This window comes from Paracoccus aminovorans (genome assembly GCF_900005615.1).
GTDB classification, from domain to species: Bacteria; Pseudomonadota; Alphaproteobacteria; order Rhodobacterales; family Rhodobacteraceae; genus Paracoccus; species Paracoccus aminovorans.
In genome coordinates this window covers 2,803,074-2,826,254 of sequence record NZ_LN832559.1, presented here as the reverse complement: position 1 = coordinate 2,826,254, position 23,181 = coordinate 2,803,074, and the positions used below count along the sequence as shown (strand labels likewise).

General features: G+C 68.6%; 22 protein-coding genes. 11 read left to right on the top strand and 11 right to left on the bottom strand.

Features of this window, described 5'->3' with window-relative positions; all coding sequences use genetic code 11:
• Positions 1–11 precede the first annotated feature (11 nt).
• The 3 genes from dxs to JCM7685_RS14035 are packed head-to-tail and all read left to right on the top strand — an operon-like array spanning position 12 to position 3,482.
• Positions 12–1,937: a 1-deoxy-D-xylulose-5-phosphate synthase gene (gene dxs, locus JCM7685_RS14045; RefSeq protein ID WP_074966005.1), complete on the top strand. Its 1,926-nt coding sequence runs from the start codon at positions 12–14 to the stop codon at positions 1,935–1,937.
• Positions 1,934–2,839, top strand: a complete 906-nt coding sequence (locus JCM7685_RS14040) for a restriction endonuclease (RefSeq protein ID WP_139218058.1) — start codon at positions 1,934–1,936, stop codon at positions 2,837–2,839. Before dxs ends, JCM7685_RS14040 begins: the two co-directional genes overlap by 4 nt.
• Positions 2,840–2,855: 16 nt before the next feature.
• Positions 2,856–3,482 (top strand): COG3650 family protein, encoded by a 627-nt coding sequence (locus JCM7685_RS14035; RefSeq protein WP_074966007.1) that lies wholly within the window; start codon positions 2,856–2,858, stop codon positions 3,480–3,482.
• On the opposite strand, the gene JCM7685_RS14030 is transcribed toward JCM7685_RS14035, so the two are convergent.
• Positions 3,479–4,336 carry an SDR family oxidoreductase gene (locus JCM7685_RS14030; RefSeq protein WP_074966008.1) on the bottom strand — a complete coding sequence of 286 codons (858 nt, stop codon included), beginning with the start codon at positions 4,334–4,336 and terminating at the stop codon, positions 3,479–3,481. The two genes, JCM7685_RS14035 and JCM7685_RS14030, sit on opposite strands and share 4 nt — an antisense overlap.
• Complete coding sequence (locus JCM7685_RS14025; RefSeq protein WP_074966009.1) at positions 4,333–5,319, bottom strand: LLM class flavin-dependent oxidoreductase; 987 nt, start codon at positions 5,317–5,319, stop codon at positions 4,333–4,335. The genes JCM7685_RS14030 and JCM7685_RS14025 overlap by 4 nt, the downstream gene beginning before the upstream one ends.
• Before the next feature lie 96 nt (positions 5,320–5,415).
• Here JCM7685_RS14025 and JCM7685_RS14020 point away from each other — a divergent pair, with 96 nt between their 5' ends.
• The 3 genes from JCM7685_RS14020 (at position 5,416) to JCM7685_RS14010 (ending at position 8,465) form a co-directional block, all read left to right on the top strand.
• A complete protein-coding gene (locus JCM7685_RS14020) occupies positions 5,416–6,900 on the top strand; it encodes an AMP nucleosidase (RefSeq protein WP_074966010.1) in 1,485 nt (494 codons plus the stop codon).
• 151 nt (positions 6,901–7,051) lie between these two features.
• Positions 7,052–7,351: an HU family DNA-binding protein gene (locus tag JCM7685_RS14015; protein ID WP_019352361.1), complete on the top strand. Its 300-nt coding sequence runs from the start codon at positions 7,052–7,054 to the stop codon at positions 7,349–7,351.
• A gap of 190 nt (positions 7,352–7,541) precedes the next feature.
• Positions 7,542–8,465 (top strand): DMT family transporter, encoded by a 924-nt coding sequence (locus tag JCM7685_RS14010; protein ID WP_074966011.1) that lies wholly within the window; start codon positions 7,542–7,544, stop codon positions 8,463–8,465.
• Here the strand turns inward: JCM7685_RS14010 and JCM7685_RS14005 are convergent.
• Complete coding sequence (locus JCM7685_RS14005) at positions 8,420–9,013, bottom strand: glutathione S-transferase family protein (protein WP_074966012.1); 594 nt, start codon at positions 9,011–9,013, stop codon at positions 8,420–8,422. The genes JCM7685_RS14010 and JCM7685_RS14005 overlap by 46 nt on opposite strands.
• Before the next feature lie 60 nt (positions 9,014–9,073).
• Between JCM7685_RS14005 and JCM7685_RS14000 the strand changes: the two genes are divergently transcribed.
• From JCM7685_RS14000 to pdeM, 5 genes are all read left to right on the top strand, one after another.
• Positions 9,074–9,760, top strand: coding sequence for a helix-turn-helix transcriptional regulator (locus tag JCM7685_RS14000; protein WP_074966013.1), 687 nt, complete (start codon positions 9,074–9,076; stop codon positions 9,758–9,760).
• An 86-nt stretch (positions 9,761–9,846) separates the two neighbouring features.
• Positions 9,847–10,839 (top strand): ligase-associated DNA damage response exonuclease, encoded by a 993-nt coding sequence (locus JCM7685_RS13995; RefSeq protein WP_074966014.1) that lies wholly within the window; start codon positions 9,847–9,849, stop codon positions 10,837–10,839.
• Complete coding sequence (locus JCM7685_RS13990; protein WP_074966015.1) at positions 10,836–12,380, top strand: cisplatin damage response ATP-dependent DNA ligase; 1,545 nt, start codon at positions 10,836–10,838, stop codon at positions 12,378–12,380. The genes JCM7685_RS13995 and JCM7685_RS13990 overlap by 4 nt, the downstream gene beginning before the upstream one ends.
• Positions 12,377–14,797 (top strand): ligase-associated DNA damage response DEXH box helicase, encoded by a 2,421-nt coding sequence (locus JCM7685_RS13985; protein ID WP_074966016.1) that lies wholly within the window; start codon positions 12,377–12,379, stop codon positions 14,795–14,797. The genes JCM7685_RS13990 and JCM7685_RS13985 overlap by 4 nt, the downstream gene beginning before the upstream one ends.
• Positions 14,794–15,450 carry a ligase-associated DNA damage response endonuclease PdeM gene (gene pdeM / locus JCM7685_RS13980; protein ID WP_074966017.1) on the top strand — a complete coding sequence of 219 codons (657 nt, stop codon included), beginning with the start codon at positions 14,794–14,796 and terminating at the stop codon, positions 15,448–15,450. The genes JCM7685_RS13985 and pdeM overlap by 4 nt, the downstream gene beginning before the upstream one ends.
• Before the next feature lie 63 nt (positions 15,451–15,513).
• On the opposite strand, the gene JCM7685_RS13975 is transcribed toward pdeM, so the two are convergent.
• The 8 genes from JCM7685_RS13975 to JCM7685_RS13940 form a co-directional block, all read right to left on the bottom strand.
• A complete protein-coding gene (locus JCM7685_RS13975) occupies positions 15,514–16,203 on the bottom strand; it encodes an outer membrane protein (protein ID WP_231964648.1) in 690 nt (229 codons plus the stop codon).
• 209 nt (positions 16,204–16,412) lie between these two features.
• Positions 16,413–18,851 (bottom strand): DNA topoisomerase (ATP-hydrolyzing) subunit B, encoded by a 2,439-nt coding sequence (gyrB, locus tag JCM7685_RS13970; RefSeq protein WP_074966019.1) that lies wholly within the window; start codon positions 18,849–18,851, stop codon positions 16,413–16,415.
• 271 nt (positions 18,852–19,122) lie between these two features.
• Entirely contained in the window at positions 19,123–19,458 is a 336-nt protein-coding gene (locus JCM7685_RS13965; RefSeq protein ID WP_074966020.1) for a DUF1491 family protein, read from the bottom strand.
• Between the two features lie 23 nt (positions 19,459–19,481).
• Entirely contained in the window at positions 19,482–20,393 is a 912-nt protein-coding gene (gene era, locus JCM7685_RS13960; protein ID WP_074966021.1) for a GTPase Era, read from the bottom strand.
• A complete protein-coding gene (gene rnc / locus JCM7685_RS13955; RefSeq protein ID WP_074966022.1) occupies positions 20,390–21,079 on the bottom strand; it encodes a ribonuclease III in 690 nt (229 codons plus the stop codon). Before rnc ends, era begins: the two co-directional genes overlap by 4 nt.
• Before the next feature lie 41 nt (positions 21,080–21,120).
• Positions 21,121–21,909, bottom strand: a complete 789-nt coding sequence (gene lepB, locus JCM7685_RS13950) for a signal peptidase I (RefSeq protein ID WP_074966023.1) — start codon at positions 21,907–21,909, stop codon at positions 21,121–21,123.
• Positions 21,910–21,938: 29 nt separating this feature from the next.
• The gene (gene acpS / locus JCM7685_RS13945; protein ID WP_074966024.1) at positions 21,939–22,388 is read right to left on the bottom strand and encodes a holo-ACP synthase; all 450 of its coding nucleotides are present in this window, start codon (positions 22,386–22,388) and stop codon (positions 21,939–21,941) included.
• Between the two features lie 43 nt (positions 22,389–22,431).
• Complete coding sequence (locus tag JCM7685_RS13940) at positions 22,432–23,166, bottom strand: pyridoxine 5'-phosphate synthase (protein WP_074966025.1); 735 nt, start codon at positions 23,164–23,166, stop codon at positions 22,432–22,434.
• Positions 23,167–23,181: the final 15 nt, after the last annotated feature.

Genomic DNA, 23,181 nt, shown 5'->3' with positions numbered 1-23,181 from the left:
AGGGGCAAGCCATGACCCAAGACGATCACCGCCCCGCGACTCCGGTTCTGGACCGGGTGACCCTGCCCTCGGACCTGAAGGCGCTGACGGATCGCGAATTGCGGCAGCTGGCCGAGGAATTGCGGGCCGAGACAATCAGCGCGGTCTCCGTCACCGGCGGCCACCTGGGCGCCGGCCTGGGCGTTGTCGAGTTGACCGTGGCGCTGCACGCCGTCTTTGACGCGCCGCGCGACAAGATCATCTGGGACGTCGGCCACCAGTGCTATCCGCACAAGATCCTGACCGGGCGTCGCGACCGCATCCGCACCCTGCGGACCGAGGGCGGGCTGTCCGGGTTTACCAAGCGCAGCGAAAGCGCCTATGACCCGTTCGGGGCCGGCCACAGTTCGACCTCGATCAGCGCGGCCGTGGGCTTTGCCATGGCGCGGGAACTGGGCGGCGATCCGGGCGACGCCGTGGCGGTGATCGGCGACGGCGCCATGAGCGCCGGCATGGCCTTCGAGGCGCTGAACAACGCGGGCCACCTGGGCAAGCGGCTGTTCGTGGTGCTGAACGACAACGAGATGTCCATCGCGCCCCCGACCGGGGCGCTTTCGACCTATCTGACGCGGCTCTATACCGGCGGCCCGTTCCAGGATCTCAAGGCCGCCGCCAAGGGCGCCGTCAGCCTGCTGCCCGGCCCGATGCAAGAGGGTGCCAAGCGCGCCAAGGAGATGCTGAAGGGCATGACCGTGGGCGGTACGCTGTTCGAGGAGCTGGGCTTTTCCTATATCGGCCCGGTCGACGGCCACGACCTCGACCAGCTTCTGCCGCTTCTGCGCACGGTCAAGGCCCGCGCCGACGGTCCGGTGCTGATCCATGCGGTGACGAAAAAGGGCAAGGGCTATGCCCCCGCCGAGCGCGCCGCAGACAAGGGCCATGCCACCGCCAAATTCGACGTGGCGACCGGCACCCAGGCCAAGGCGAAATCGAATGCGCCGAGCTATACCTCGGTCTTTGCCCGCGCCCTGGTCGACCAGGCCAGCCGCGACGACAAGATCGTCGCCGTGACTGCCGCCATGCCGGACGGCACCGGGCTGAACCTGTTCGCCGAGCGTTTCCCGCGCCGCTGCTTCGACGTGGGCATTGCGGAACAACATGCCGTGACCTTCTCGGCCGGGCTGGCTGCAGGCGGGATGAAGCCCTTCTGTGCGCTCTATTCGACCTTTTTGCAGCGCGGCTACGACCAGGTCGTGCATGACGTGGCGATCCAGCGGCTGCCGGTGCGCTTTGCCATCGACCGCGCCGGGCTGGTCGGCGCCGATGGCGCGACCCATGCCGGTGCTTATGACATCGCCTTCCTCGCAAACCTCCCCGGCTTCGTGGTGATGGCCGCCGCCGACGAGGCCGAGCTGGTGCATATGGTCGCCACCGCCGCCGCCCATGACGACGGCCCCATCGCCTTCCGCTATCCGCGCGGCGAGGGCATGGGCGTCGAGATGCCCGAGCGCGGCATTCCGTTGGAGATCGGCAAGGCCCGCGTCATCTGCGAGGGCAAGCGCGTCGCGATCCTGTCCTTCGGCACGCGCCTCGCCGAGGTGATGCGCGCCCGCGAGGCCCTGGCGGCGCGCGGCGTCACGCCGACGGTGGTCGATGCGCGCTTCGCGAAGCCCCTGGATCGCGAGACGATCCTGCGCCTTGCGCGCACGCATGAGGCGCTGATCACCATCGAAGAGGGCGCCGTCGGCGGCTTCGGCTCGCTGGTGGCGCAGCTGCTGTCCGACGAGGGCGTGTTCGACGGCGGGCTGCGCTTCCGCCAGATGGTGCTTCCAGACACCTTCATCGACCACGCCAGCCCCGAGGCCATGTATCGCTGCGCCCGCATGTCGGCGCCCGACATCGAAGCCAAGGTGCTGGAAGTCCTCGGCGTCGCCCAGATTGGGGAAAAACGGGCGTGAGCGAAATTCCTTCGATGTATGAGCTGTTTCGGCCGTGTCTGGAACTCTTGGCTGCTGGGGCGACCAATGCCAAGGAATGCGCGGTGGGCATTCAGAAGCGATATGGCCTCAGCCAAGATCAGATGGCCGAATTGATACCCAGCGGTACAAGAACCCGCGTTGTCGACCGTGCCGATTGGGCCATTTTCCGCTTGATGAAGGCGGGGCTCGTCGTACGCCCGAAGCGCGGTGTCTATGAACTTTCGCCGCAAGGCCAAGCTGTGGCGCGCTCAGGTGCGCACGTTGACAAGAACTATCTCAACGCTCTTATCGCCGAGCGGGAGGAGGGGGCTGGCCTGGCTGCGGTCATAGAGGTGGATCGAGTGGTCGAGTCTTCACTGCCGCCCGTCGAGACGATCGAAGCGGCTTATCAGGAAATCAGTGAAGCCTTGGCGGAAGACCTGCTGGAACAGGTTCTCTCCCTCACCCCCGCCCGTTTCGAGCTTCTGATCGTCGAATTGCTGCTCGCCATGGGCTATGGCGATGGCCGGGCCGAGATGGGGCAGGCCATCGGCAGATCCGGCGACGGCGGCATCGACGGCGTGGTGAACGAGGACAAGCTGGGCCTCGACGCCGTCTATATCCAGGCCAAGCGTTACGCGCCCGAGAATACCATCGGCCGCCCGGCGCTTCAGGCCTTCATCGGCTCGATGACCGGCGAAAGCGCCACCAAGGGCGTTTTCGTCACCACCTCGTCCTTTAGCAAGGACGCGCGGGACTATGTCCGCCGCGTCCAGCAGCGGGTGGTGCTGATCGACGGCGCCCGCCTGGCGCGGCTGATGATCGACCACGGCGTCGGCGTGCGCATCGACAAGACCTATGTCCTGCGTTCGATTGATGCTAATTTCTTCGATGTAACCTGACCGACACGGTGCCCCCATGAACCTGTTGACGACCCTTCTGGCCGGCTTGGCGCTGGCGGCTCCGGCGGCGGCCATGGCCGAGGATTATCTGCCGAATCTCTTCGACGTGACCGTGGTGGAAACCTGGGACACGCTGAACGTGCGCGAGGCGCCGGATGGCAAGGCCAAGGTCATCGCCACGCTGCCCTCGACCGCCAAGGGGGTGGAACTGCTGGCCCGCGACGGGTCGGGCAAATGGGGCCGGGTGAACGCGGGCGAAAAGACCGGCTGGGTGGCGCTGCGCTTCCTGAAGCCGCAGCCCTCGGCCTGGAAGCCGAACGCCCTGCCGCTGACCCTGCGCTGCAGCGGCACCGAACCCTTCTGGTCCTTCAAGACCGTCGAGAAGGGCCTGGTGTTCAGCGCCCCCGACCAGCCCGAGCGCCCGCTGTCGCTGCGCAAGGTCATGGACCGCGGCATCGAGGGCGAGCCGATGCGCGGCATGATCGCCGGCGACGACAAGGGCCGGCTGACCGCGGTGATGCAGCCCGAACAGTGCTCGGACGGCATGTCCGACCGCAGCTTCGCGCTGGCGGTCACGGTGATCCTGGACGGGCAGGACCAGCCATCGCGCATGCTGACCGGCTGCTGCTCGATCGCGCCCTAGATCAACCCCTCGGCCCGGGCCAGCGCCACCAGCCCGGCGCGATAGTCGGGATAGCGCAGCGCGACGCCCAGCTGGCGCTTGATGCGGGTGTTCGTCACGCGCTTGCTTTCGGCATAGAAGCTGCGCGCCATCGGCGTCATCTCGGCCGTGGCGAAATCCTCGGCCGGGGGCAGGGGCAGGCCCAGCAGGGCCGCGGCATGGCCGATCACCGCCTCGGGCGGGGCGGGATCGTCGTCGCAGACATTGTAGACCGCGCCGGGGCAGGGCGCCTTGATCGAGGCCAGCAGCACCCGGGCGATATCCTCGGCATGGATGCGGGAAAAGATCTGCCCGGGCTTGACGATGCGCCGCGCGGTGCCGGCGCGCAGCTTGGCAAAGGGCCCGCGTCCGGGGCCATAGATTCCGGCCAGGCGAAAGATGTGCAGGGGCAACCCGTGTTCCGCCGCCAGCCGCTGCCAGCCCTGCTCGGCAGCGACCCGCTCGCGCCCGCGCCGTGTGGATGGGGTCAGGGGCGTGTCCTCATCGACCCAGCCGCCGCCGTGATCGCCATAGACCCCGGTGGTGGACAGATAGCCCAGCCAGCGCGGCCGCGCGCGCCCGATCTCGGCGCCGAACGCCGCCAGCACCGGGTCCGCGCCGCCGTCCGGCCCGACCGAGACCAGGATCGCATCGGCCGCCGCGATCTCTTGCCGCACCGCGCCTTCGTCCCCCGGCCAGAGCAGCGGCTCGGCCCCCGCCGCCGCCACGCGCGCGGTGTCGCCGCGCGTGGTGCCGGCGACCTGCCAGCCCTCGGCCACGAGCAGCGGCGTCAGGAAGCCGGCGGAATAGCCGTGGCCAAAGACCAGCACCCTCACGCCCGGCCCCGCAGGATCTCGGCCGCGATGGCGAAGGAGCGGTGTCGCGCCGCCTGGTCGTAGATGTTCCCAACCAGGATCAACTCGTCCGGGCGGTATGTCGCGATCAGCGCGTCCAGCTGCGTGGCGACCGTCTGGGGCGCGCCGACGGCGCTGACCGACAGCGCGTGCTCGACCATCGGCAGCACCGCGGCCGGCACCGCGTCATGGATGTCGTCGACCGGCGGCGGCAGCAGCCCCGGCATGCCGGTGCGCAGCCGGGCAAAGGAAATCATCTGGCTGCTGCGCAGCCGCTGCGCCTCGGCGTCGGTGTCGGCGGCGATGACGTTCACCGCCAGCATGAAGCGCGGGCGGGTGCCGAACTCGGTCGCCTCGAACCGCTCGCGGTACAGCCCGACCGCCTGCTCCAGGTCGCCGGGCGCGAAATGGCTGGCAAAGGCATAGGGCAGGCCCAGCACGGCGGCGAGGCTGGCGCCGTAAAGCGACGAGCCCAGGATCCAGACCGGCACATTCGTGCCCTCGCCCGGATGGGCCGCGACCGGGGCGCCGGGGCGCGGCGTGCCCAGATAGCGCATCAGCTCGACCACGTCGTTCGGGAAATCGTCGTTGCGCTGCATGGCGCGGCGCAGCGCATGCATGACGGCACCGTCGCCGCCGGGCGCGCGGCCCAGGCCCAGGTCGATGCGGTCGCCATGGATCGTCGCCAAGGTGCCGAATTGTTCGGCAATCGCCAGCGGCGCGTGATTGGGCAGCATGACGCCGCCGGCGCCGACGCGGATCGTCTGCGTATGTTCGGCGACATGGCCGATCAGTACCGCCGTCGCGGCGCTGGCGATGCCGGGCATGTTGTGATGCTCGGCCAGCCAGAAGCGCTTGTAGCCCCAGCCCTCGGCGGCCTGGGCCAGCGAAACCGAATTGGCGATGGCCTGCCGGGCGTCCGCGCCTTCGGCGACGACGGCAAGATCGAGAACGGAAAATTCCATGCGGATCACTCCTTTGTCTCCCCAGATAGGCACTGGGCCAGCCGCTTGCCAGTGCCGGGCGGCGCTGGCACTCTGGCGCCAAATTGGAGAGCGCGCATGACGACCGACCGCCGGACCCTTCCCCTGGAAACGCCCGAACCCGCCGAGCGGCAGTCCTTCGACGACCCCGCCGCCGCCGTCGCGCGGCTGATCGAACTTTACGAACGCGCCTCGCATTTCCTGCTGGAGCGCTTCGTCGCCACGTTGCAGGGCGCCCGGCCGCAGGCGCGCTATCGCGCCTTCTACCCCGAGCTGCGGCTGCGGGTGCCGGTGCATTCCAAGACGGATTCGCGGCTGTCCTTCGGCCATGTCGCGCTGCCCGGGGTCTATGCCACCTCGATCACCCGGCCCGACCTGTTCCGCGGCTACCTGACCGAGCAGATCGGGCTGTTGATGAAGAACCACGGCGTCCCGGTCTCGGTCGCCGACAGCGGCACGCCGATGCCGGTGCATTTCGCCGTGGCGACGCAAAGCGACCTGAACGTGCCGCAGGAAGGCGTGCTGAACTATTCCCTGCGCGACGTCTTCGACGTGCCGGACCTGAACACGATGAACGACGACATCGTCAACGGCACCGCGGGGCTGAACCCGGACGGCAGCCAGCCGCTGGCGCCCTTTACCGCGCAGCGGGTGGATTATTCGCTGGCGCGGCTGTCGCATTACACCGCGACCCTGCCCGAGCATTTCCAGAACTTCGTGATGTTCACGAACTACCAGTTCTACGTCGACGAGTTCGAGGGTTTCGCCCGCCGCGCGCTGTCCGACCCCGAGTCGGGCTATACCGCCTTCATCGCGCCGTGGAACCAGGTGCTGGAGCGGCCCGAGGACATCATCGCCACCGGCGCCAAGATGCCGCAGATGCCGGCCTATCACCTGAAACGCCCGGACGGCGACGGCATCACCCTGGTGAACATCGGCGTCGGGCCGTCCAATGCGAAAACCGCGACCGACCATATCGCCGTGCTGCGGCCTCACGCCTGGCTGATGGTCGGCCATTGCGCCGGGCTGCGCAATTCGCAGTCGCTGGGCGATTTCGTCCTGGCCCATGCCTATCTGCGCGAGGATCACGTGCTTGACGACGACCTGCCGGTCTGGGTGCCGATCCCGGCTCTGGCCGAGGTGCAGGTGGCGCTGCAAGAGGCGGTGGCCGAGGTCACGCAGCTGGACGGCTACGACCTCAAGGCGATCATGCGCACCGGCACGGTGGCGACGATCGACAACCGCAACTGGGAACTGCGCGACCAGTCCGGCCCCGTCCAGCGGCTGTCGCAGTCGCGCGCCGTCGCGCTGGACATGGAAAGCGCCACCATCGCCGCGAACGGGTTCCGCTTCCGGGTGCCCTATGGCACGCTGCTCTGCGTGTCGGACAAGCCGCTGCATGGCGAGTTGAAGCTGCCCGGCATGGCCACGGATTTCTATCGCACCCAGGTCGCGAACCATCTGCTGATCGGAGTCCGGGCGATGGAAAAGCTGCGCGCCACGCCGCTGGAGCGCATCCACTCGCGGAAGTTGCGGTCGTTCAACGAGACCGCTTTCCTCTGACAGGCCGGTTTTCGGGTATTTTCGCTACGTCCGCGGCCCGAAAACACAGGAAAACGCTTGATCTGCGCGCAAAAACCTTGTGTAGCGACTTTCGTGCCGCCACTGTGGCGTCCGAAAATTTCCCGAACGGGGAACAACGAGGAGACAGAACATGGCTCAGGCCGCTTCTAAACCGATGACCAAGACTCAGCTCGTCGCCACGCTGGCCGATGAAATGGGCAGCGACAAGAAGACCGCAGCGGCGGCTCTGGATGCGCTGTCGGCCGTCGTGTCGCGCACTGTTGCCGAAGGTGGCGCCGTCACCCTGCCGGGTATCGGCAAGGTTGCCTGCCGCGCCCGCCCCGAACGTCAGGTCCGCAACCCGCAGACCCAGGAAATGATGACGAAGCCTGCCGACAAGGTGGTCAAGGTCACCATCGCCAAGGCGCTGAAAGACAGCGTGAACGCCTGAAACCGGGCGTTCGTGTCAGGAGGGGCCGCGCAAGGAGAGCGCGGCCCTTCTTCGTTTTCGCCCGATCCGCGGGTTCCGGAACCCCGCGCGCGCTGGGCATGGGTATCGGGCCGACGGTGAAGGCCGGCCGCGCTTGCACCGGCGGCGCGATCTGCTAGCCCAAGGGGGGCGGGCAGGGAAAGGAAGCGCCATGGACCTGAAAGCCATCCTGATGGGGGTCGGTTTCGCGCTGGCCTGGGCCTCGGCCTTTACCACCACCCGCATGATCGTGCTGGCCGCGCCGCCGCTGACGGCGCTGGTGATCCGCTTTGCCCTGTCGGCCCTGGTGGCGATTCCGCTGGCCCGCGCCATGGGGGAAAGCTGGCGACTCGGCCGGGCGGAATGGCGCACGGTGGTGATTTTCGGTATGTGCCAGAACGCGCTTTACCTGGGGTTGAACTGGGTCGCCATGCAGCATGTCGAGGCCTCGGCCGCGGCGATCATCGCCTCGATGATGCCGCTTCTGGTGGCCCTGCTGGGCTGGCTGGTCCTTGGCGAGCGGCTGCGTCCCATGGCCGTGGCCGGGCTGGTCGCCGGCATCCTGGGCGTGGGCCTGATCATGGGCGTGCGGCTGCGCCACGGGCTGGACATTCCCGGGCTGGTGCTGTGCCTGATCGGCGTGGTGGCGCTGACCCTGGCGACGCTGGCCGCACGCGGGGCCGGGGGCAGCCGCAACATGATGATGATCGTCGGCCTGCAGATGGCGGTGGGGGCGCTGGCGCTGCTGCTGCCCGCCGCGGCGATGGAGTGGAGCCGCCCGGTGCATTGGAGCCCCGGCCTGGTCGGCGCCTTTCTCTATACCGTTCTGGTGCCCGGCATCGGCGCGACCTGGCTGTGGTTCCTGCTGGTCAACCGCGTCGGCGCGGTGCGGGCGGCGACCTTTCATTTCCTGTCGCCGATCTTCGGCGTCGTCATCGCCGCCGTGCTGCTTGGCGAACGCTTCGGCGCCGCCGATGTGCTGGGCGCGGCGGTGGTGGCGGCCGGCATCCTGATGGTCCAGCTGGCGCGGCTGCCCGCCGGCGGCCCGGCTCAGCCGTCGAAATCGCGGGCCCATGCCATCGACGGCCGCGACTGAACCCGGCTGACCCATGCCTCCACCACCGGCGGGCGCGGCATGCCCTCGCCGAAGAAGATGAAGGGCGAGGCGATCAGCAGGTCGGCGGCCGAGAACCGCTCGCCCAGCAGAAAGGGCTGCTTCGCCAGCACCTCTTCGAGCCGCCGGATCGCGGTGTCGTAGTCGCGGAAGGTGGCTTGCAGCGCCGGATGCTCGATCTTGAAGAAGTTCAGGATCGCCACCGGTTCCAGCACGCCCTGATACCAGCTGAGCCAGCCCAGGTATTGCCCGCGCGCGGGGTCGCCGGGCAGGGGACCCAGCCCGGCCTCGGGGAACAGGTCGGTCAGGTAGAGCATGATCGCGCCGCGTTCGCGGACATGGTCCTGGCCGTTGGTCAGGTAGGGCACCTTGCCCTCGGGGTGCGGGTTGGCGGGATCGCGGGCGCCGCTGCCGTCCTGACGCGGGATATCGACCTTGCGGATCTGCACCCGGTCGAGCGCGTCGAGTTCCTTCAACAGCACGAGCACGCTGGACGAGCGGCTTTTCGGGGCGTGGTATAGGGTCAGCATCTTGGCCTCCTGTGACGATGGCGGCAGGATGCGGCAGAGGTCCTGACAGAAGGTGACAGCATGTCCCGCACCGACCGGCTGATGCGCCTGATGGATGCGCTGCGCCGCCTGCCCGCCCCGGCGACGGCGGCGCGGCTGGCGGCGGAAACCGGCGTCTCGACCCGTCAGCTTTACCGCGACATCGCCACCCTGCGCGCGGGCGGGGCGCTGATCGACGGCGAGGCCGGCGTGGGCTACAGCCTGACCGAGGACCCGGCCCTGCCGCCGCAAAGCTTTTCGCGGCTGGAGATCGAGGCGCTGGTGCTGGCGATCTCGGCCCTGCGCAGCATCGGCGACGCCCAGCTGACCGCGGCGGGCGAGGACGCCATGGCCCGCATCATCGCCACCCTGCCGGAAAGCCAGGGCCGCCACGCCCTGCACGCCACCCTGCGCCTGTTCCGCCCCGAGGCGCGCCTGCCGGTGCCGGGCATCGACATGTCCCTGCTGCGCGCCGCTATCTGGGAGGAACGCAGCCTGGTCATCGACTATCAGGACCTGCGCGAGGCGCGGACCACGCGCGAGATCTGGCCCCTGGGCCTGAGCTATGGCGAAAGCCACATCATGCTGCTGGCGCATTGCCGGCTGCGGCAGGATTTCCGGGTCTTTCACGTTCCCCGCATCCAGGCCATGCGGCCGGGCGGGACCAGCTTCCGGCCGCGCCGGGTGGCCTTGGTGCGGGACTATGCCGCCCGGCGGTGCGCGGGCTAGGGACCCGGAACGCGCCGGCGGCGTTTTGCCTTGGCGATCGACGGATCTCCCGTTGATTTTCACGAAATGTTCCACATCTTGGGCCCATGCGCAGCGATCCGATCCTTTTGCCGACCGAGGCCGGGCTTTACTGCCCCGAGGGCGGCTTCCACATCGACCCGCTGAAGCCGGTCGCGCGGGCGCTGATCACCCACGGCCATTCCGACCACGCCCGTTTCGGCCACGGCGCGGTCATGGCCACCGCCCAGACGCTCGACATCATGCGCCTGCGCATGGGCGAGGGCTTTGCCGGCAGCACCGAGATCGCCGAGGGCGAGACCCGCATCGGCGGCGTCACCGTGGGCTTTCATCCGGCGGGTCATGTGCTGGGCTCGGCGCAGATCGCGGTGACGCGGGGGGATTGCCGGATCGTGGTCTCGGGCGATTACACGCGGCAGCCGAACCCGACCTGCGCGCCGTTCCAGCCGGTGCCCTGCGACGTCTTCGTGACCGAGGCGACCTTCGGCCTGCCGGTGTTCCGCTTTCCCGATCCCGCCACGCAAACGGCCAAGCTGCTGGCCAGCATGGCGGAATTCCCCGAGCGGCCGCATCTGGTCGGCGCCTATGCGCTGGGCAAGGCGCAGCATGTCATCGCGCTGCTGCGGCAGGCGGGCTATGACGCGCCCATCGCCATCCACGGCGCGCTGAAGACGCTTTGCGATTATTACATCGCCCAGGGGGTGGATTTGGGCGCGCTGGTCCGTGCCACTGCCGAAGAGGTGCCTGCGCAGCTGGTGGTTGCCCCGCCCTCGGCCTTTGCCAGCCCCTGGGTGCAGCGGTTCCGCGACCCGGTGATCTGCTTTGCCTCGGGCTGGATGGCGGTCCGGGCCCGGGCGCGGCAGCGGGGCGTCGAGCTGCCCCTGGTGATCAGCGACCATGTGGACTGGCCGGCGCTGACCGGCACGCTGGCCGAGCTTGCGCCGGCCGAGGTCTGGGTCACCCATGGCGCCGAAGAGGGCGTGATGCGCTGGTGCGAGCTCGCGCAGATTCCCGCCCGGCCCCTGCGGCTGGTCGGCTATGAGGACGAGGCCGAGGAATGAAGGCCTTCGCCGCCCTGCTGGAACGCCTGGCCTTCACGCCCGCGCGCAATGCCAAGCTGCGGCTGGTGCAGCATTACCTGGCACGCACCCCCGACCCGGATCGCGGCTGGGCCCTGGCGGCGCTGACTGGGGACCTGGACCTGCGGCGGGTCACGCCGTCCCTGCTGCGCACGCTGGCCGAAGAGCGGGTGGACGCCCAGCTTCTGGAGCTGTCCTATGATTTCGTCGGCGACCTGGCCGAGACCATCGCCTTGGTCTGGCCCGAAGGCGCGCAGGACGATCCGCCGCTGTCGCAGGCGGTGGCGCTGTTGCAGGGAACAGGCAAGGCGGCGCTGCCGGGGGCCATCGCCGGGATGCTGGACCGGCTTGGCGCGTCCGAGCGGCTGGCCTTCCTGAAGCTGGCGACGGGGAACCTGCGGATCGGCCTGTCGGCGCGGATGGCGCGGATGGCGCTGGCGGCAATGGGCATGCCCTCGGTCGCCGAGATCGAGGAGATCTGGCACGGGCTGGTCCCGCCCTATGCGCCGCTGTTTCACTGGATCGGCGGCGGGGTCCGGCCGGAAAGCGCGGGCCGCGCGCCGTTCCGCCCGGTGATGCTGTCCACGCCCACCGACCTGGACGAATTGCGCGCGCTGGACCCGGCGCAGCATGTCGCGGAATGGAAATGGGACGGCATCCGGGTGCAGGCGGTCAGCGACGGCGGCGTGCGGCGGCTTTATTCCCGCAACGGCGAGGATATTTCCCATGCCTTTCCCGACGTGATCGAGGCGATGGATTTCGACGGCAGCGCCGACGGCGAATTGCTGGTGCGGCGCGACGGCGACGTGGCGCCCTTCGGCGAGCTGCAGAAGCGGCTGAACCGCAAGACCGTGGGCAAGGGCCTGCTGGCCAGCCACCCGGCCGGGCTGCGGCTTTACGACCTGCTGATCTGGCAGGGCCGCGACCTGCGCGCCGAGCCTCTGGAGGTCCGCCGCGCGGTGCTGGAAGCGGCGGATTTCGGAGCGCGGATCGACATCTCGCCACTGCTGGATTTCGGCTCATGGGACGATCTGGCCGCGCTGCGCGCCGACCCGCCGGTGGCGGTGATCGAGGGCGTGATGATCAAGCGGCGCGATTCCGTCTATCTGTCGGGGCGTCCGCGCGGGCCGTGGTTCAAGTGGAAGCGCGATCCGATGGTGGTGGATGCGGTGCTGATCTATGCGCAGCGCGGGCATGGCAAGCGCTCGGGTTTCCATTCGGACTTCACTTTCGGGCTGTGGGACGGGACCGAACTGGTGCCGGTCGGCAAGGCCTATTTCGGCTTTACCGATGCCGAACTGCGCGAATTGGACCGCTTTGTCCGCGCCAATACCGTCGAGCGTTTCGGTCCCGTGCGGGCGTTGGCGCCGAAGCTGGTGGTCGAGGTGGCATTCGAGGGGCTGAACCGGTCCTCGCGTCACCGCTCGGGCGTGGCGATGCGGTTCCCGCGCATCAGCCGCATCCGCTGGGACAAGCCGGCGGCCGAGGCGGACCGGCTGGAAACGCTCGAGGCGATGCTGTGATCCTGCCGCAAGCGTTTCAGGACTGGTTCGCGCGCCAGGGCTGGCAGCCGCATCCGCATCAGCTGGCGCTGCTGGCGGCCGAAGGCGACAGCCTGCTGATCGCGCCGACCGGGGGCGGCAAGACGCTGGCGGGGTTCCTGCCCTCGCTGGTGGAACTGGCGCGGTTGCAGGATGGGTATTTGGAAAACGGAAAGACGCGCGGCTTGCATACGCTTTACGTCTCGCCGCTGAAGGCGCTGACAGCGGATATCGCCCGCAACCTGGGGCGGCCGGTGGCGGAACTGGGGCTGGCGATCCGGGTCGAGGACCGCACCGGCGATACCGGGCAGGGCCAGCGGCGGCGGCAGCGGGTCGATCCGCCCGAGGTGCTGCTGACCACGCCGGAGAGCCTGGCCCTGATGCTGAGCTATCCCGAGGCGCCGGCGATCTTTGGCGGGCTGCGGCGGGTGGTGCTGGACGAGTTGCACGCCTTGGCCGAGAGCAAGCGCGGCGACCAGTTGATGCTGGGGCTGGCGCGGTTGCGGGCGTTGTCGCCGGGGGTGCGCGTCACCGGCCTGTCGGCGACGGTCGAGGATCCGGCGGGGCTGGCCGGTTTCATGGCCGGGGCGGGGCCGGTCCAGATCGTCGAGGCCGATCCCGGCCCCGAGCCCGACATCGCCATGCTGCGGACGGCGCGACCGGCGCCCTGGTCCGGCGGCGGCGGCCATTACGCCATCCCCGAGGTGCTGGCGGCGATCCGCGAGGCCCGCACCACCATCGTCTTCATCAACACCCGTGCCCAGGCCGAGCTGTTCTTCCAGGCGCTCTGGGCCGCGAATGACGAGAACCTGCCCATCGGGCTGCACCACGGCAGCCTGGAGCGCGAGGCTCGCGCGCGGGTCGAGGCGGCGATGGCGGCGGGGCAGTTGCGGGCGGTGGTGGCGACCGGCAGCCTGGACCTGGGCATCGACTGGGGCGCGGTGGACCTGGTGATCCAGGTCGGTGCGCCGAAGAACGTCAAGCGGCTGGTCCAGCGCATCGGCCGGGCGAACCACCGTTACAATGCGCCGTCCAAGGCGCGGATCGTGCCGGCGAACCGCTTCGAGCAGATCGAATGCGTGGCGGCGCTGGAGGCGGTGCGGGAACGCGACCTGGACGGCGATCCGCGCGGGCCGGGGCCGCTGGACGTCCTGTGCCAGCATATCCTGCTGACCGCCTGCGCCGCGCCCTTCGACGCCGATGCGCTTTTCGCCGAGGTGGTCACGGCGGGTCCCTATCGCGGTTTGAGCCGGGCGGATTTCGACGCCTGCCTGGATTTCGCCGCGACCGGGGGTTATGCCCTGCGCGCCTATGACCGCTGGCAGCGGCTGATGCTGCGCGACGGGCTGTGGCAACTGCGCGATCCGCGCGCGGCGAAGCTGTTGCGGATGAATGTCGGCACCATCGTCGAGGCCGAGATGATGAAGGTCCGGCTGCGCGGCCGCGGCGGCGCCCCCCTGGGCGAGGTCGAGGAGGGGTTCGCCGCCAGCCTGTCGCCCGGAGACAGTTTCCTGATCGGCGGCCGGGTGGTGCGGATGGACGCGATGCGCGAGATGGTGATCGAGGTCACGCCCGATCCGCGCAACCAGCCCAAGATCGCGGTCTATTCCGGCGTCAAGCTGGCCACGTCCACGCAACTTTCCCACCGCGTGCTGGAACTGATCGGCGATCCCTCACGCCACAGCGCCCTGCCCGCCGACACCCGCGACTGGCTGGCGCTGCAGGCCGAAGTCTCGGCGCTGCCACAGCCCGGGCTGCTGCTGTCGGAAAGCTTTCCCCATGCCGGGCTGTGGCATTTCGCGCTTTACGGCTTTGCCGGCCGCAACGCCTTGCAGACCCTGGGGCTGCTGGTCACCCGCGAGATGGAGCAGGCCGGGCTGGGTCCGCTGGGCTTCCTGTCCACGGATTACGCGCTGCTGGTCTGGTCGCTGGACCCGGTGACCGATCCCGGACCGCTTCTGGACGCGGCGCGACTGCGGGCGGGTCTGGGCGACTGGCTGGGCGGCAATGCGGTGATGAAGCGGACCTTCCGCAATGTCGCCACCGTCGCCGGGCTGATCCAGCGCAACATGCCCGGCGCGCGCAAATCGGGCCGGCAGGCGACGTTTTCCAGCGACATTCTCTATGACACGTTGCGGAAATACGATCCCGGCCACCTGATGCTGCGCATCACCGCCGATGAGGCGGGCAGGGGACTGGTCGATTTCGGCCGCATCGAGGAAATGCTGGCCCGCTCGCCCCGGCGCGCGCATCGGATGCTGGAGCGCGTCTCGCCCATGGCCGCGCCCCTGCTGCTGGAGGTCGGCCGGGTGCCGATCCGCGGCGAGGGCCGCGAGCGGCTGGCCCGGATCGAGGCCGAGGATCTGATGCGCGAGGCCGGGCTGGAAGGGATCGCATGAGCGGCTATGGTTTCGATTTCCACGGCCTGCGCCTTGAAGCGCGGCCCTCGGGCGCGCTGTGGTGGCCGGAAGGGCGCTGGCTGGTCGTCGCCGACCTGCACCTGGGCAAGGCCGAGCGCATGGCCCGCCGCGGCGGACCGCTGCTGCCGCCCTATGAGGGGCTGGCGACCCTGGAACGCCTGGCAGGCGAAATCGAGCGGCTTCAGCCCCGGGCCGTGATCAGCCTGGGCGACGGGTTCGACGATCCGACGGCGGCCGCGACGCTGGATCCGCAGGTCGCGGTCACGCTGGCGGGGCTGGCACGGGGGTGCGACTGGATCTGGATCGCGGGCAACCACGACCCGTCGATCCCGGCGGGCCTGCCCGGCCGGGCGCTGGCGGAACTGCAGTTGGGTGCGGTCCGGCTGCGGCACGAGGCGGGGCGGGGGCCGGACATCTCGGGGCATTTCCATCCGGTGGTGCGGCTGGCTGGCGAGCGTCGCCGGGCCTTTCTGCTGGGGGCCGAGCATCTGCTGTTGCCGGCCTTCGGTGCCTATACCGGCGGCTTGTCCCATGACGATCCGGCCTTGCTGGCGCTGGTGCCGCAGGGGCTGGCGGTGGCCTGCGGTGCCCGCGCCATCGTGCTGCCGGTCGGGCTGCGCCGGCGGCGCTGAACGAGAAAGGGCCGCCCGAAGGCGACCCTTTCCCGTCCGTGGAGCCGGATCAGATCTTGCGGATCAGAACTTGAAGTTCACGCCCAGCTTGATGTTGTGGAACTTCGGCGTCGCATTGGTGGTGTTGGTGCCGTCCGACAGCTTTTCCTTGCCGAAGTTGGCATATTCGTATTCGCCGGTGACCGACCATTTGTCGTTGATCATCCGTTCGGCGCCCAGACCGACGATGTAGCCGGTCTTGGTGTAGGTGTCGTTGATGTCGGCGCCGTTGCCGGTGACCGAATAGTCGATCTTGCCGCGGGCCACACCGGCGATGCCGTAGACCAGCGTGTTGGGGGCGACTTCGTAGCCGGTCTTCATGCGCAGGGCGAGGACGTTCTTGACCTTCGATTCGGCGTCATAGCCGTCGGTCGAGAAGCTGTCCTTGATGTTGCCGCCTTCGTAGCCCAGTTCCGGACCGAAGACCCAGCGGTCTTTCTGCCAGCGATAACCCAGGCGGACGCCGCCGTTGGCACCGCTCATTTCCAGCGAATCGGGGGTGACGCCGCTGACGCCGACATCATCGTCGCCGCCGAAGGCATAGCCCAGGGTCAGACCGGCATAGCCGCCCTGCCAGTTGCCGACCGGAGCGACCTCGGTGATCGGAGCCACGACACCCGTGTCCACCACCGGGGGGGTATAGCCACCGGCATTCGCGGCCGCGGCGCCAAGGGCCAGGGTGGCGAAGGAGGCGATCAGGCGAGTTGCGCGCATATTCATTCTCCTAACGATTGGGTGCCTGGCACAGGAGCTGTCTCGCAGGCGTCGGATTTGAACCAGAACTAGTCTCGTGACCGGCTGGCCGCAACCGGTGCGGCGCAGATAAAGATTTCTGCCGCGTGATGCGCGACATGATGGCAACAATCAACCTAAAATTGCATCAACATTTGGCGACCTGTCCAGAAGGGACTTGGCGCCCGCCCTCAGATATCCAGATTCTCCACGCTGAGCGCATTCTGCTGGATGAAATCGCGCCGCGGTTCGACGACATCGCCCATCAGCTTGGTGAAGATGTCGTCGGCCTCGGAAACATCCTCGATTCGCACCTGCAGCATCGTGCGGGCGACCGGGTCCAGCGTGGTTTCCCAAAGCTGCTCGGGGTTCATCTCGCCCAGACCCTTGTAGCGTTGCAGCGACAGGCCCTTTTCGCCCTCCAGGAAAACCGCCTTCAGCAGGTCCAGCGGGCCGTGGATCGGAATGCCGCGGTCCTTGCGCATCAGATGCGCGGTCTGGCCATAGATTTCCTGCAGGCTTTCGGTCATCGCACCCAGCCGCCGGCTTTCGGCGCTGCGCAGCATCGGCCCGTCCAGGGTGCGGCTTTCCTCGACGCCCCGCAGAAGCCGGGTCAGGCGGATGCCGGCGTCCTGGGTCGGCCGGCCGGTCCAGCCGCGCTCGTATTCCTCGGCGATCATGTCGAGCCGGGCGGCGACCGCCGAAGCCACGCCCTGGGCATCGGCATCGACGCGCCCCTGCACCAGCGCGCCGGCAATCGCGGCCTGTTCGGTGATATGCGGCGGATAATGCGTCGGATAGGCGCGCAGAAGGCGCCGCGCGCTGCGCGCTTCCTCGACCACCCGGGCCAGATCGGCGCCGGTCAGCTGCTCGCCGTTGCCGAGCCGCAGGCTGGCGCCGTCGACGCCCTGCTCGATCAGGTAATCCTCCAGCGCCGCCTCGTCCTTCAGATAGACCTCCGAGCGGCCGCGCGCGACCTTGTAGAGCGGCGGCTGGGCGATATAGAGGTGCCCGGCCTCGATCAGTTCCGGCATCTGCCGGAAGAAGAAGGTTAAGAGCAGGGTGCGGATATGCGCGCCGTCGACGTCGGCATCGGTCATGATGACGATCTTGTGATAGCGCAGCTTGCCCAGGTTGAACTCGTCCCGGCCGATGCCGGTCCCCAGCGCGGTGATCAGCGTGCCGATCTGGTCGCTGGACAGCATCCGGTCGAAGCGCGCGCGTTCCACGTTCAGGATCTTGCCGCGCAGGGGCAGCACGGCCTGGTTCTGGCGCGAGCGGCCCTGCTTCGCGGAACCGCCGGCCGAGTCGCCCTCGACGATGAACAGTTCCGACAGCGCCGGATCCTTTTCCTGGCAATCGGCCAGCTTGCCGGGCAGGCTGGCCACGTCCATGGCGGTCTTGCGGCGCGTAAGCTCGCGCGCCTTGCGCGCCGCCTCGCGGGCCAGCGCCGCCTCGATGATCTTGCCGACGATACTCTTCGCCTCGGTCGGGTTTTCCTCGAACCACTCGGCCAGCTTCTCGTTCACCAAGCTCTCGACGGCAGGGCGCACCTCGGATGAGACCAGCTTGTCCTTGGTCTGGCTGGAAAACTTCGGATCCGGCACCTTGACCGACAGCACGCAGGTCAGCCCCTCGCGCGCGTCGTCGCCGGTGAAATCGACCTTTTCCTTCTTCGCGATGCCGCTGGTCTGGGCGTAATTGTTGATGACCCGGGTCAGCGCGCCGCGGAAACCGGCCAGATGGGTGCCGCCGTCGCGCTGCGGAATATTGTTGGTAAAGGGCAGCACCGTCTCGTGATAGCTGTCGTTCCACCACATCGCGACCTCGACGCCGATGCCGTTCTTCTCGCCCTGGATGAAGATCGGGTCGGCCATGACCGGCGTCTTCGAGCGGTCGATGAACTTCACGAACTCGCGCACGCCGCCCTCGTAGAACAGCTCGGTGCGCAAAGCCTCCGCAGGCCGCTCGTCCTCCAGGATGATGCGCACGCCCGAGTTCAGGAAGGCCAGCTCCCGCAGCCGGTTCTCCAGCGTCTTGAACACGAAGTCGCGATTCGAGAACGTGCCATCCGCCCGGTCTTCCTTGGACGAGGCCAGGAAGCGCACCTCGGTGCCCTTCTCGCCCGGCTCGGCGTCGCCCAGCACGCGCAGATGCTCGACCGTGTCGCCATTCTCGAAGCGGGCGTAATGTTCCTTGCCGTTGCGCCAGATGCGCAGCTCCAGCCAGTCCGACAGCGCGTTCACCACCGAGACGCCGACCCCGTGCAAGCCGCCCGAGACCTTGTAGCTGTTCTGGTCGAACTTCCCGCCCGCATGCAGCTGGGTCATGATGACCTCGGCCGCCGAAACCCCCTCGCTCGGGTGCAGGTCGACCGGGATGCCGCGGCCGTTGTCGCGCACGGAAACGCTGCTGTCGGCGTGGATCTTGACGCGCACGAAATCGGCATGACCGGCCAGCGCCTCGTCGATGCCGTTGTCCACGACCTCATAGACCATGTGATGCAGGCCCGAGCCGTCGTCGGTGTCGCCAATATACATGCCGGGACGCTTGCGCACGGCTTCCAGGCCCTTGAGAACCTTGATGGAATCTGCGCCATATTCCGAGGACTGCGGGGCGGGTTCGCTCATCGTCTTCTTATCCTGCCTTGGGCTCGCATCTTATAGGGGCAAAGCCGGGGAATGTCACGGGAAAGCCACAAGATTTAGCGGTTCGCACCGCGTTCCTCCGCCTCTCCCGATTCAGCGTTTCTTCGTTCCGCAAATACTCATGCCGAGAGCACCGTTCAGACTGCCGGATGGGCTTTCGCGAAACCGCGCAAAATGTGCCAGCGAGCCGCGCATCTGGACGGTTGGCATGAGTATTTGCGGAACGAAGAAACGCGTGGCCGGGCGTGGATGCTCAAGCCAGCCCGTCCTGATCCAGCATGGTGCTGCCGTCGCGACTCTCGATCTCGATCACCCACAGGTCCGGGTCGCGGGCGGCGTTGCGGGCGATCTCGGCGTCGATCTCGCGCTCGGGCGCCTCGTTCAGCCGGATCCACAGCCGCCGGTCGGTCTCCAGGTCCCACTCGCGGACCCAGAGGCTCGCCCGCCCGTCCAGCGTCGCGCATTTCACCATGACGCTGCCGGCGGTGTCGTCGCCGTGGCGGGTGACATAGGCCGGGATGTCGGCCAGCCCCAGCCGGCGCAGATAGGCCGCGACCCAGATTCCGGCCGCAAGACGCGCCTCAGCCATGGCGGAGCCCGGTCGGCCGGACCTCAGGCATCGCCGTCGCGGAAGTCGAGGCCCATCTCGTTGTAGCGCTCGGCCTCGTCCAGCCAGTTCTCGCGCACCTTGACCTGCAGGAACAGATGCACGGGGCGACCCATGAATTCCATCAGCTCCGCCCGCGCCGCCTGGCCCACGGCCTTGATGGTCTCGCCGCCCTTGCCCAGCACGATGCCCTTGTGGCCGGGGCGGGCGACATAGACGATCTGGTCCACGCGGGCCGAGCCGTCCTTCTTCTCCTCCCACCTCTCGGTCTCGACCGTCAGCTGGTAGGGGATTTCCTCGTGCAGGCGCAGGGTCAGCTTCTCGCGGGTGATCTCGGCGGCGATCATGCGCATCGGCAGGTCGGCGACCTGGTCCTCGGGGTAAAGCCAGGGACCGGCGGGGACCTCGGCGGCCAGCCAATCCATCAGGTCGTTGCAGCCATAGCCCTTTTCGGCCGAGATCATGAAGGTCCGGGCGAAGGGGAAGCTCTCGTTGACCTGTTGCGACAGCGCCAGCAGCACCTCGGCCTTGACCCGGTCGATCTTGTTGATGATCAGCGCGACCGGAGTCTTGCCGGCATGTTCGCGCAAGCTGGCGATGATCGCCTGCGCGCCCTCGGTCAGCCCGCGATGCGCCTCGATCAGAAACAGGATGATGTCGGCATCGGCCGCGCCGCCCCAGGCCGCCTTGACCATGCTGCGGTCCAGACGGCGGCGCGGGCGAAAGATGCCGGGCGTGTCCACGAACACCACCTGCGCCGGCCCGTGCATGGCGATGCCGCGGATGCGGGCGCGGGTGGTCTGCACCTTATGCGTCACGATCGAGACCTTGGCCCCGACCATCTGGTTCAGCAGGGTGGATTTCCCGGCATTCGGCTCGCCGATCAGGGCGACGAAGCCCGCGCGCGTTTCGGTCATGTCTTCCCTTCGATCTGCCCGAGCAGCACGGCCGCGGCCGCCTGTTCGATGCTGCGTTTGGTGCCCTTGCCGCTGGCCTGGGCCTCGCGGCCGTCGTCCAGCCGGACGGTGATTTCGAATTCCGGCGCGTGGTCCGGCCCTGTGCGCGCGGTCTGGACATAGCGCGGCGGGCTCATGCCTTGGGCCTGGGCCCATTCCTGCAGCGCGGTCTTGGGGTCGCGGGCGTCGTCATCGACCCGCGCCAGCCGGTCGGCCCAAAGCCGCAGGATCACCGCGCGCGCGGCCTCGAGCCCGGCGTCGAGATAGATCGCGGCCAGCACCGCCTCCATGGCGTCGGCCAGCAGCGCCTCCTTCCGGCGCCCGCCCGACATCATCTCGGAGCGGCCCAGCTTCAGCACCTCGCCCAGGCCGATCTCGCGCGCGACCTCGGCGCAGGTCTCGCCCTTGACCAGCGCGTTGTAGCGCGGCGCCAGCTGGCCCTCGGTCGCGGCGCGGTCGGCCGCGAACAGCGCCTCGGCCATGGTCAGGCCCAGCACGCGGTCGCCCAGGAACTCCAGCCGCTGGTTGTCGGGCCGCGTCGCGGTCGAGATCGAGCCATGCGTCAGCGCGCGCAGCAGGAGCTCGGGGCGCGAGAATTCATGCCCCAGACGGTCCGAGAAAGCGCGCAGGTCGGCGGAAATCTTCATGTCTCATCCTGCCACGGCGGGGGCCGCCGCGGCAATGTCCCCTAGTCCACGGCCTTGAAGAAGCGGTCGGCGCGCCAGGTCCAGAAATACAAGAGCGACTTGCCGGCCGAAGAGAACATGATCCGGTCGGCCCGCCCGATCAGCGCATCCGCCGGCACCATGCCGACGCCGCCCGCCGCGGCCGGCCAGCGCGAGTCGCCGGAATTGTCGCGGTTGTCGCCCATGAAGAAATAGTGCCCTTCGGGTACGGTGAATTCCGGCGTGTTGTCGCCCGGGCCGTTGTCGGTCAGGTTCAGCACGTCGTGGCTGACACCGCCCGGCAGGGTCTCGGTGAACCGCTGGGCGACGCATTGGCCGTTCTCGGCCTCGCGGATCTGGCCGGGGCAGGGCAGGCTGCCGGCCGGGCCCTGCGGTTCCTGCGCCTCGATGAATTCGCCCGCCGGGACTTGCGGCGCGGCTTCGCCGTTGATCCACAGCACGCCCTGCTTCATCTGGATGCGGTCGCCGGGCAGGCCGATCAGCCGCTTGATGAAATCGTCGCCGCGCGGGTGGCGGAACACCACCACGTCGCCGCGCGCGGGCTCCGAGCCCAGGATCCGGCCCGAGATCGGGCAGATGCCGAAGGGGCAGGAGACGGCGGAATAGCCATAGGCCATCTTGTTCACGAACAGGAAATCGCCGATCAGCAGCGTGTCCTTCATGCTGCCTGAGGGGATCCAGAAGGGCTGGAAGAACAGCGTGCGGAAGACGCCCGCGATCAGCAGCGCCCAGAAGATGGTCTTGACGGTTTCCCAGATGCCCCCATCCTTGCGGGCGTCGCTTTTGGCCATGGCCGTTCCTTCCTGCGAAAGTCGCGCGTTCATGGGCCGCGCGGGGCGGCAAAGTCAAGCCGCGGCGGATGCGGGCCTGCGCCCTCGGGCAGCGCCTCGATCAGCACGAAGGCCTGCGCCCAGGGGTGGTCGTCGGTCAGGGTGACATGGACATGCGCCCGGTGGCCGGGCGGCGTCATCGCGGCCAGCCGCTCGGCGGCCCAGCCGGTCAACTGCATCCTGGGCTGGCCGGTCGCCAGGTTGCTGACCGCCATGTCGCGCCAGGCGATGCCCATGGCAAGCCCGGTGCCGAGCGCCTTGGAGCAGGCCTCCTTGGCGGCCCAGCGTTTCGCCAGCGTCGCGGCCTCTTGCTTGCGGCGCGCGGCCAGGGCCAGCTCGGTTTCGGTAAAGACCCGGTTGCGGAAGCGGTCGCCGTGGCGCGCGAGCACGCGCTCGATGCGCTCGATATTGGCGAGGTCGCTGCCGATGCCGAGGATCATCGCGAATGGGCGCCGTTGCCGGGGTATTTGGAAAACGGAAAGATCACGGGCGCACCGCGTCCATGCAGCGGCGCATTTCGGTGATGGCGGCGCCAAGGCCCATGAAGACCGATTCCGCGATCAGGAAATGGCCGATGTTGAGTTCGCGGAACTCCGGGATCGCGGCGATGGGGCCGACGGTGTCGAAGGTCAGGCCGTGGCCGGCATGGACTTCGAGCCCCAGCAGCTGGGCCTGGGCCGCGGCCCGGCGCAGCGCGGCCAGTTCGGCGTCGCGTTCGGGCAGCCGGCCCTCGGTGTCGAGGTCGCAATAGGCGCCGGTGTGCAGTTCGACCACGGCGGCGCCGATGCGGGCGGCGGCCTCGATCTGGGTCTGCTCATGGCCGATGAACAGCGAGACGCGGCAGCCGGCCTCGCGCAAGGGCGCGATGAAGTCCCGAAAGAAAGCCTCGTTGCCGGCGACGTCGAGGCCGCCTTCGGTCGTGCGCTCTTCGCGCTTTTCCGGCACCAGGCAGACGGCGTGCGGGCGGTGGCGCAGGGCGATCTGCTGCATTTCGGCGGTGGCGGCCATTTCCAGGTTCAGCGGCAGCTTGAGCCCCTGCATCAGCCGGTCGATATCGGCATCGGTGATATGGCGGCGATCCTCGCGCAGATGGGCGGTGATGCCGTCGGCGCCGGCCTGCTCGGCCAGCTGCGCGGCGCGCAGCGGGTCGGGCCAGGGTGTGCCCCGGGCGTTGCGGATGGTGGCGACGTGGTCGATGTTGACGCCGAGGCGCAGCATGGTGATCCCCCCTGG

What these genes read in the sequence shown, in the direction of transcription:
- era (WP_074966021.1), bottom strand. Translation starts at nt 20,393, where the DNA reads ATGACCGAAACGCGCGCGGGCTTCGTCGCCCTGATCGGCGAGCCGAAT.
- gyrB (WP_074966019.1), bottom strand. Translation starts at nt 18,851, where the DNA reads ATGAGCGAACCCGCCCCGCAGTCCTCGGAATATGGCGCAGATTCCATC.
- JCM7685_RS13965 (WP_074966020.1), bottom strand. Translation starts at nt 19,458, where the DNA reads ATGGCTGAGGCGCGTCTTGCGGCCGGAATCTGGGTCGCGGCCTATCTG.
- JCM7685_RS14025 (WP_074966009.1), bottom strand. Translation starts at nt 5,319, where the DNA reads ATGGAATTTTCCGTTCTCGATCTTGCCGTCGTCGCCGAAGGCGCGGAC.
- JCM7685_RS14015 (WP_019352361.1), top strand. Translation starts at nt 7,052, where the DNA reads ATGGCTCAGGCCGCTTCTAAACCGATGACCAAGACTCAGCTCGTCGCC.
- dxs (WP_074966005.1), top strand. Translation starts at nt 12, where the DNA reads ATGACCCAAGACGATCACCGCCCCGCGACTCCGGTTCTGGACCGGGTG.
- pdeM (WP_074966017.1), top strand. Translation starts at nt 14,794, where the DNA reads ATGAGCGGCTATGGTTTCGATTTCCACGGCCTGCGCCTTGAAGCGCGG.
- JCM7685_RS14020 (WP_074966010.1), top strand. Translation starts at nt 5,416, where the DNA reads ATGACGACCGACCGCCGGACCCTTCCCCTGGAAACGCCCGAACCCGCC.
- rnc (WP_074966022.1), bottom strand. Translation starts at nt 21,079, where the DNA reads ATGAAGATTTCCGCCGACCTGCGCGCTTTCTCGGACCGTCTGGGGCAT.
- JCM7685_RS14035 (WP_074966007.1), top strand. Translation starts at nt 2,856, where the DNA reads ATGAACCTGTTGACGACCCTTCTGGCCGGCTTGGCGCTGGCGGCTCCG.
- JCM7685_RS14000 (WP_074966013.1), top strand. Translation starts at nt 9,074, where the DNA reads ATGTCCCGCACCGACCGGCTGATGCGCCTGATGGATGCGCTGCGCCGC.
- acpS (WP_074966024.1), bottom strand. Translation starts at nt 22,388, where the DNA reads ATGATCCTCGGCATCGGCAGCGACCTCGCCAATATCGAGCGCATCGAG.
- JCM7685_RS13990 (WP_074966015.1), top strand. Translation starts at nt 10,836, where the DNA reads ATGAAGGCCTTCGCCGCCCTGCTGGAACGCCTGGCCTTCACGCCCGCG.
- JCM7685_RS13975 (WP_231964648.1), bottom strand. Translation starts at nt 16,203, where the DNA reads ATGCGCGCAACTCGCCTGATCGCCTCCTTCGCCACCCTGGCCCTTGGC.
- lepB (WP_074966023.1), bottom strand. Translation starts at nt 21,909, where the DNA reads ATGGCCAAAAGCGACGCCCGCAAGGATGGGGGCATCTGGGAAACCGTC.
- JCM7685_RS13995 (WP_074966014.1), top strand. Translation starts at nt 9,847, where the DNA reads ATGCGCAGCGATCCGATCCTTTTGCCGACCGAGGCCGGGCTTTACTGC.
- JCM7685_RS14010 (WP_074966011.1), top strand. Translation starts at nt 7,542, where the DNA reads ATGGACCTGAAAGCCATCCTGATGGGGGTCGGTTTCGCGCTGGCCTGG.
- JCM7685_RS14005 (WP_074966012.1), bottom strand. Translation starts at nt 9,013, where the DNA reads ATGCTGACCCTATACCACGCCCCGAAAAGCCGCTCGTCCAGCGTGCTC.
- JCM7685_RS13940 (WP_074966025.1), bottom strand. Translation starts at nt 23,166, where the DNA reads ATGCTGCGCCTCGGCGTCAACATCGACCACGTCGCCACCATCCGCAAC.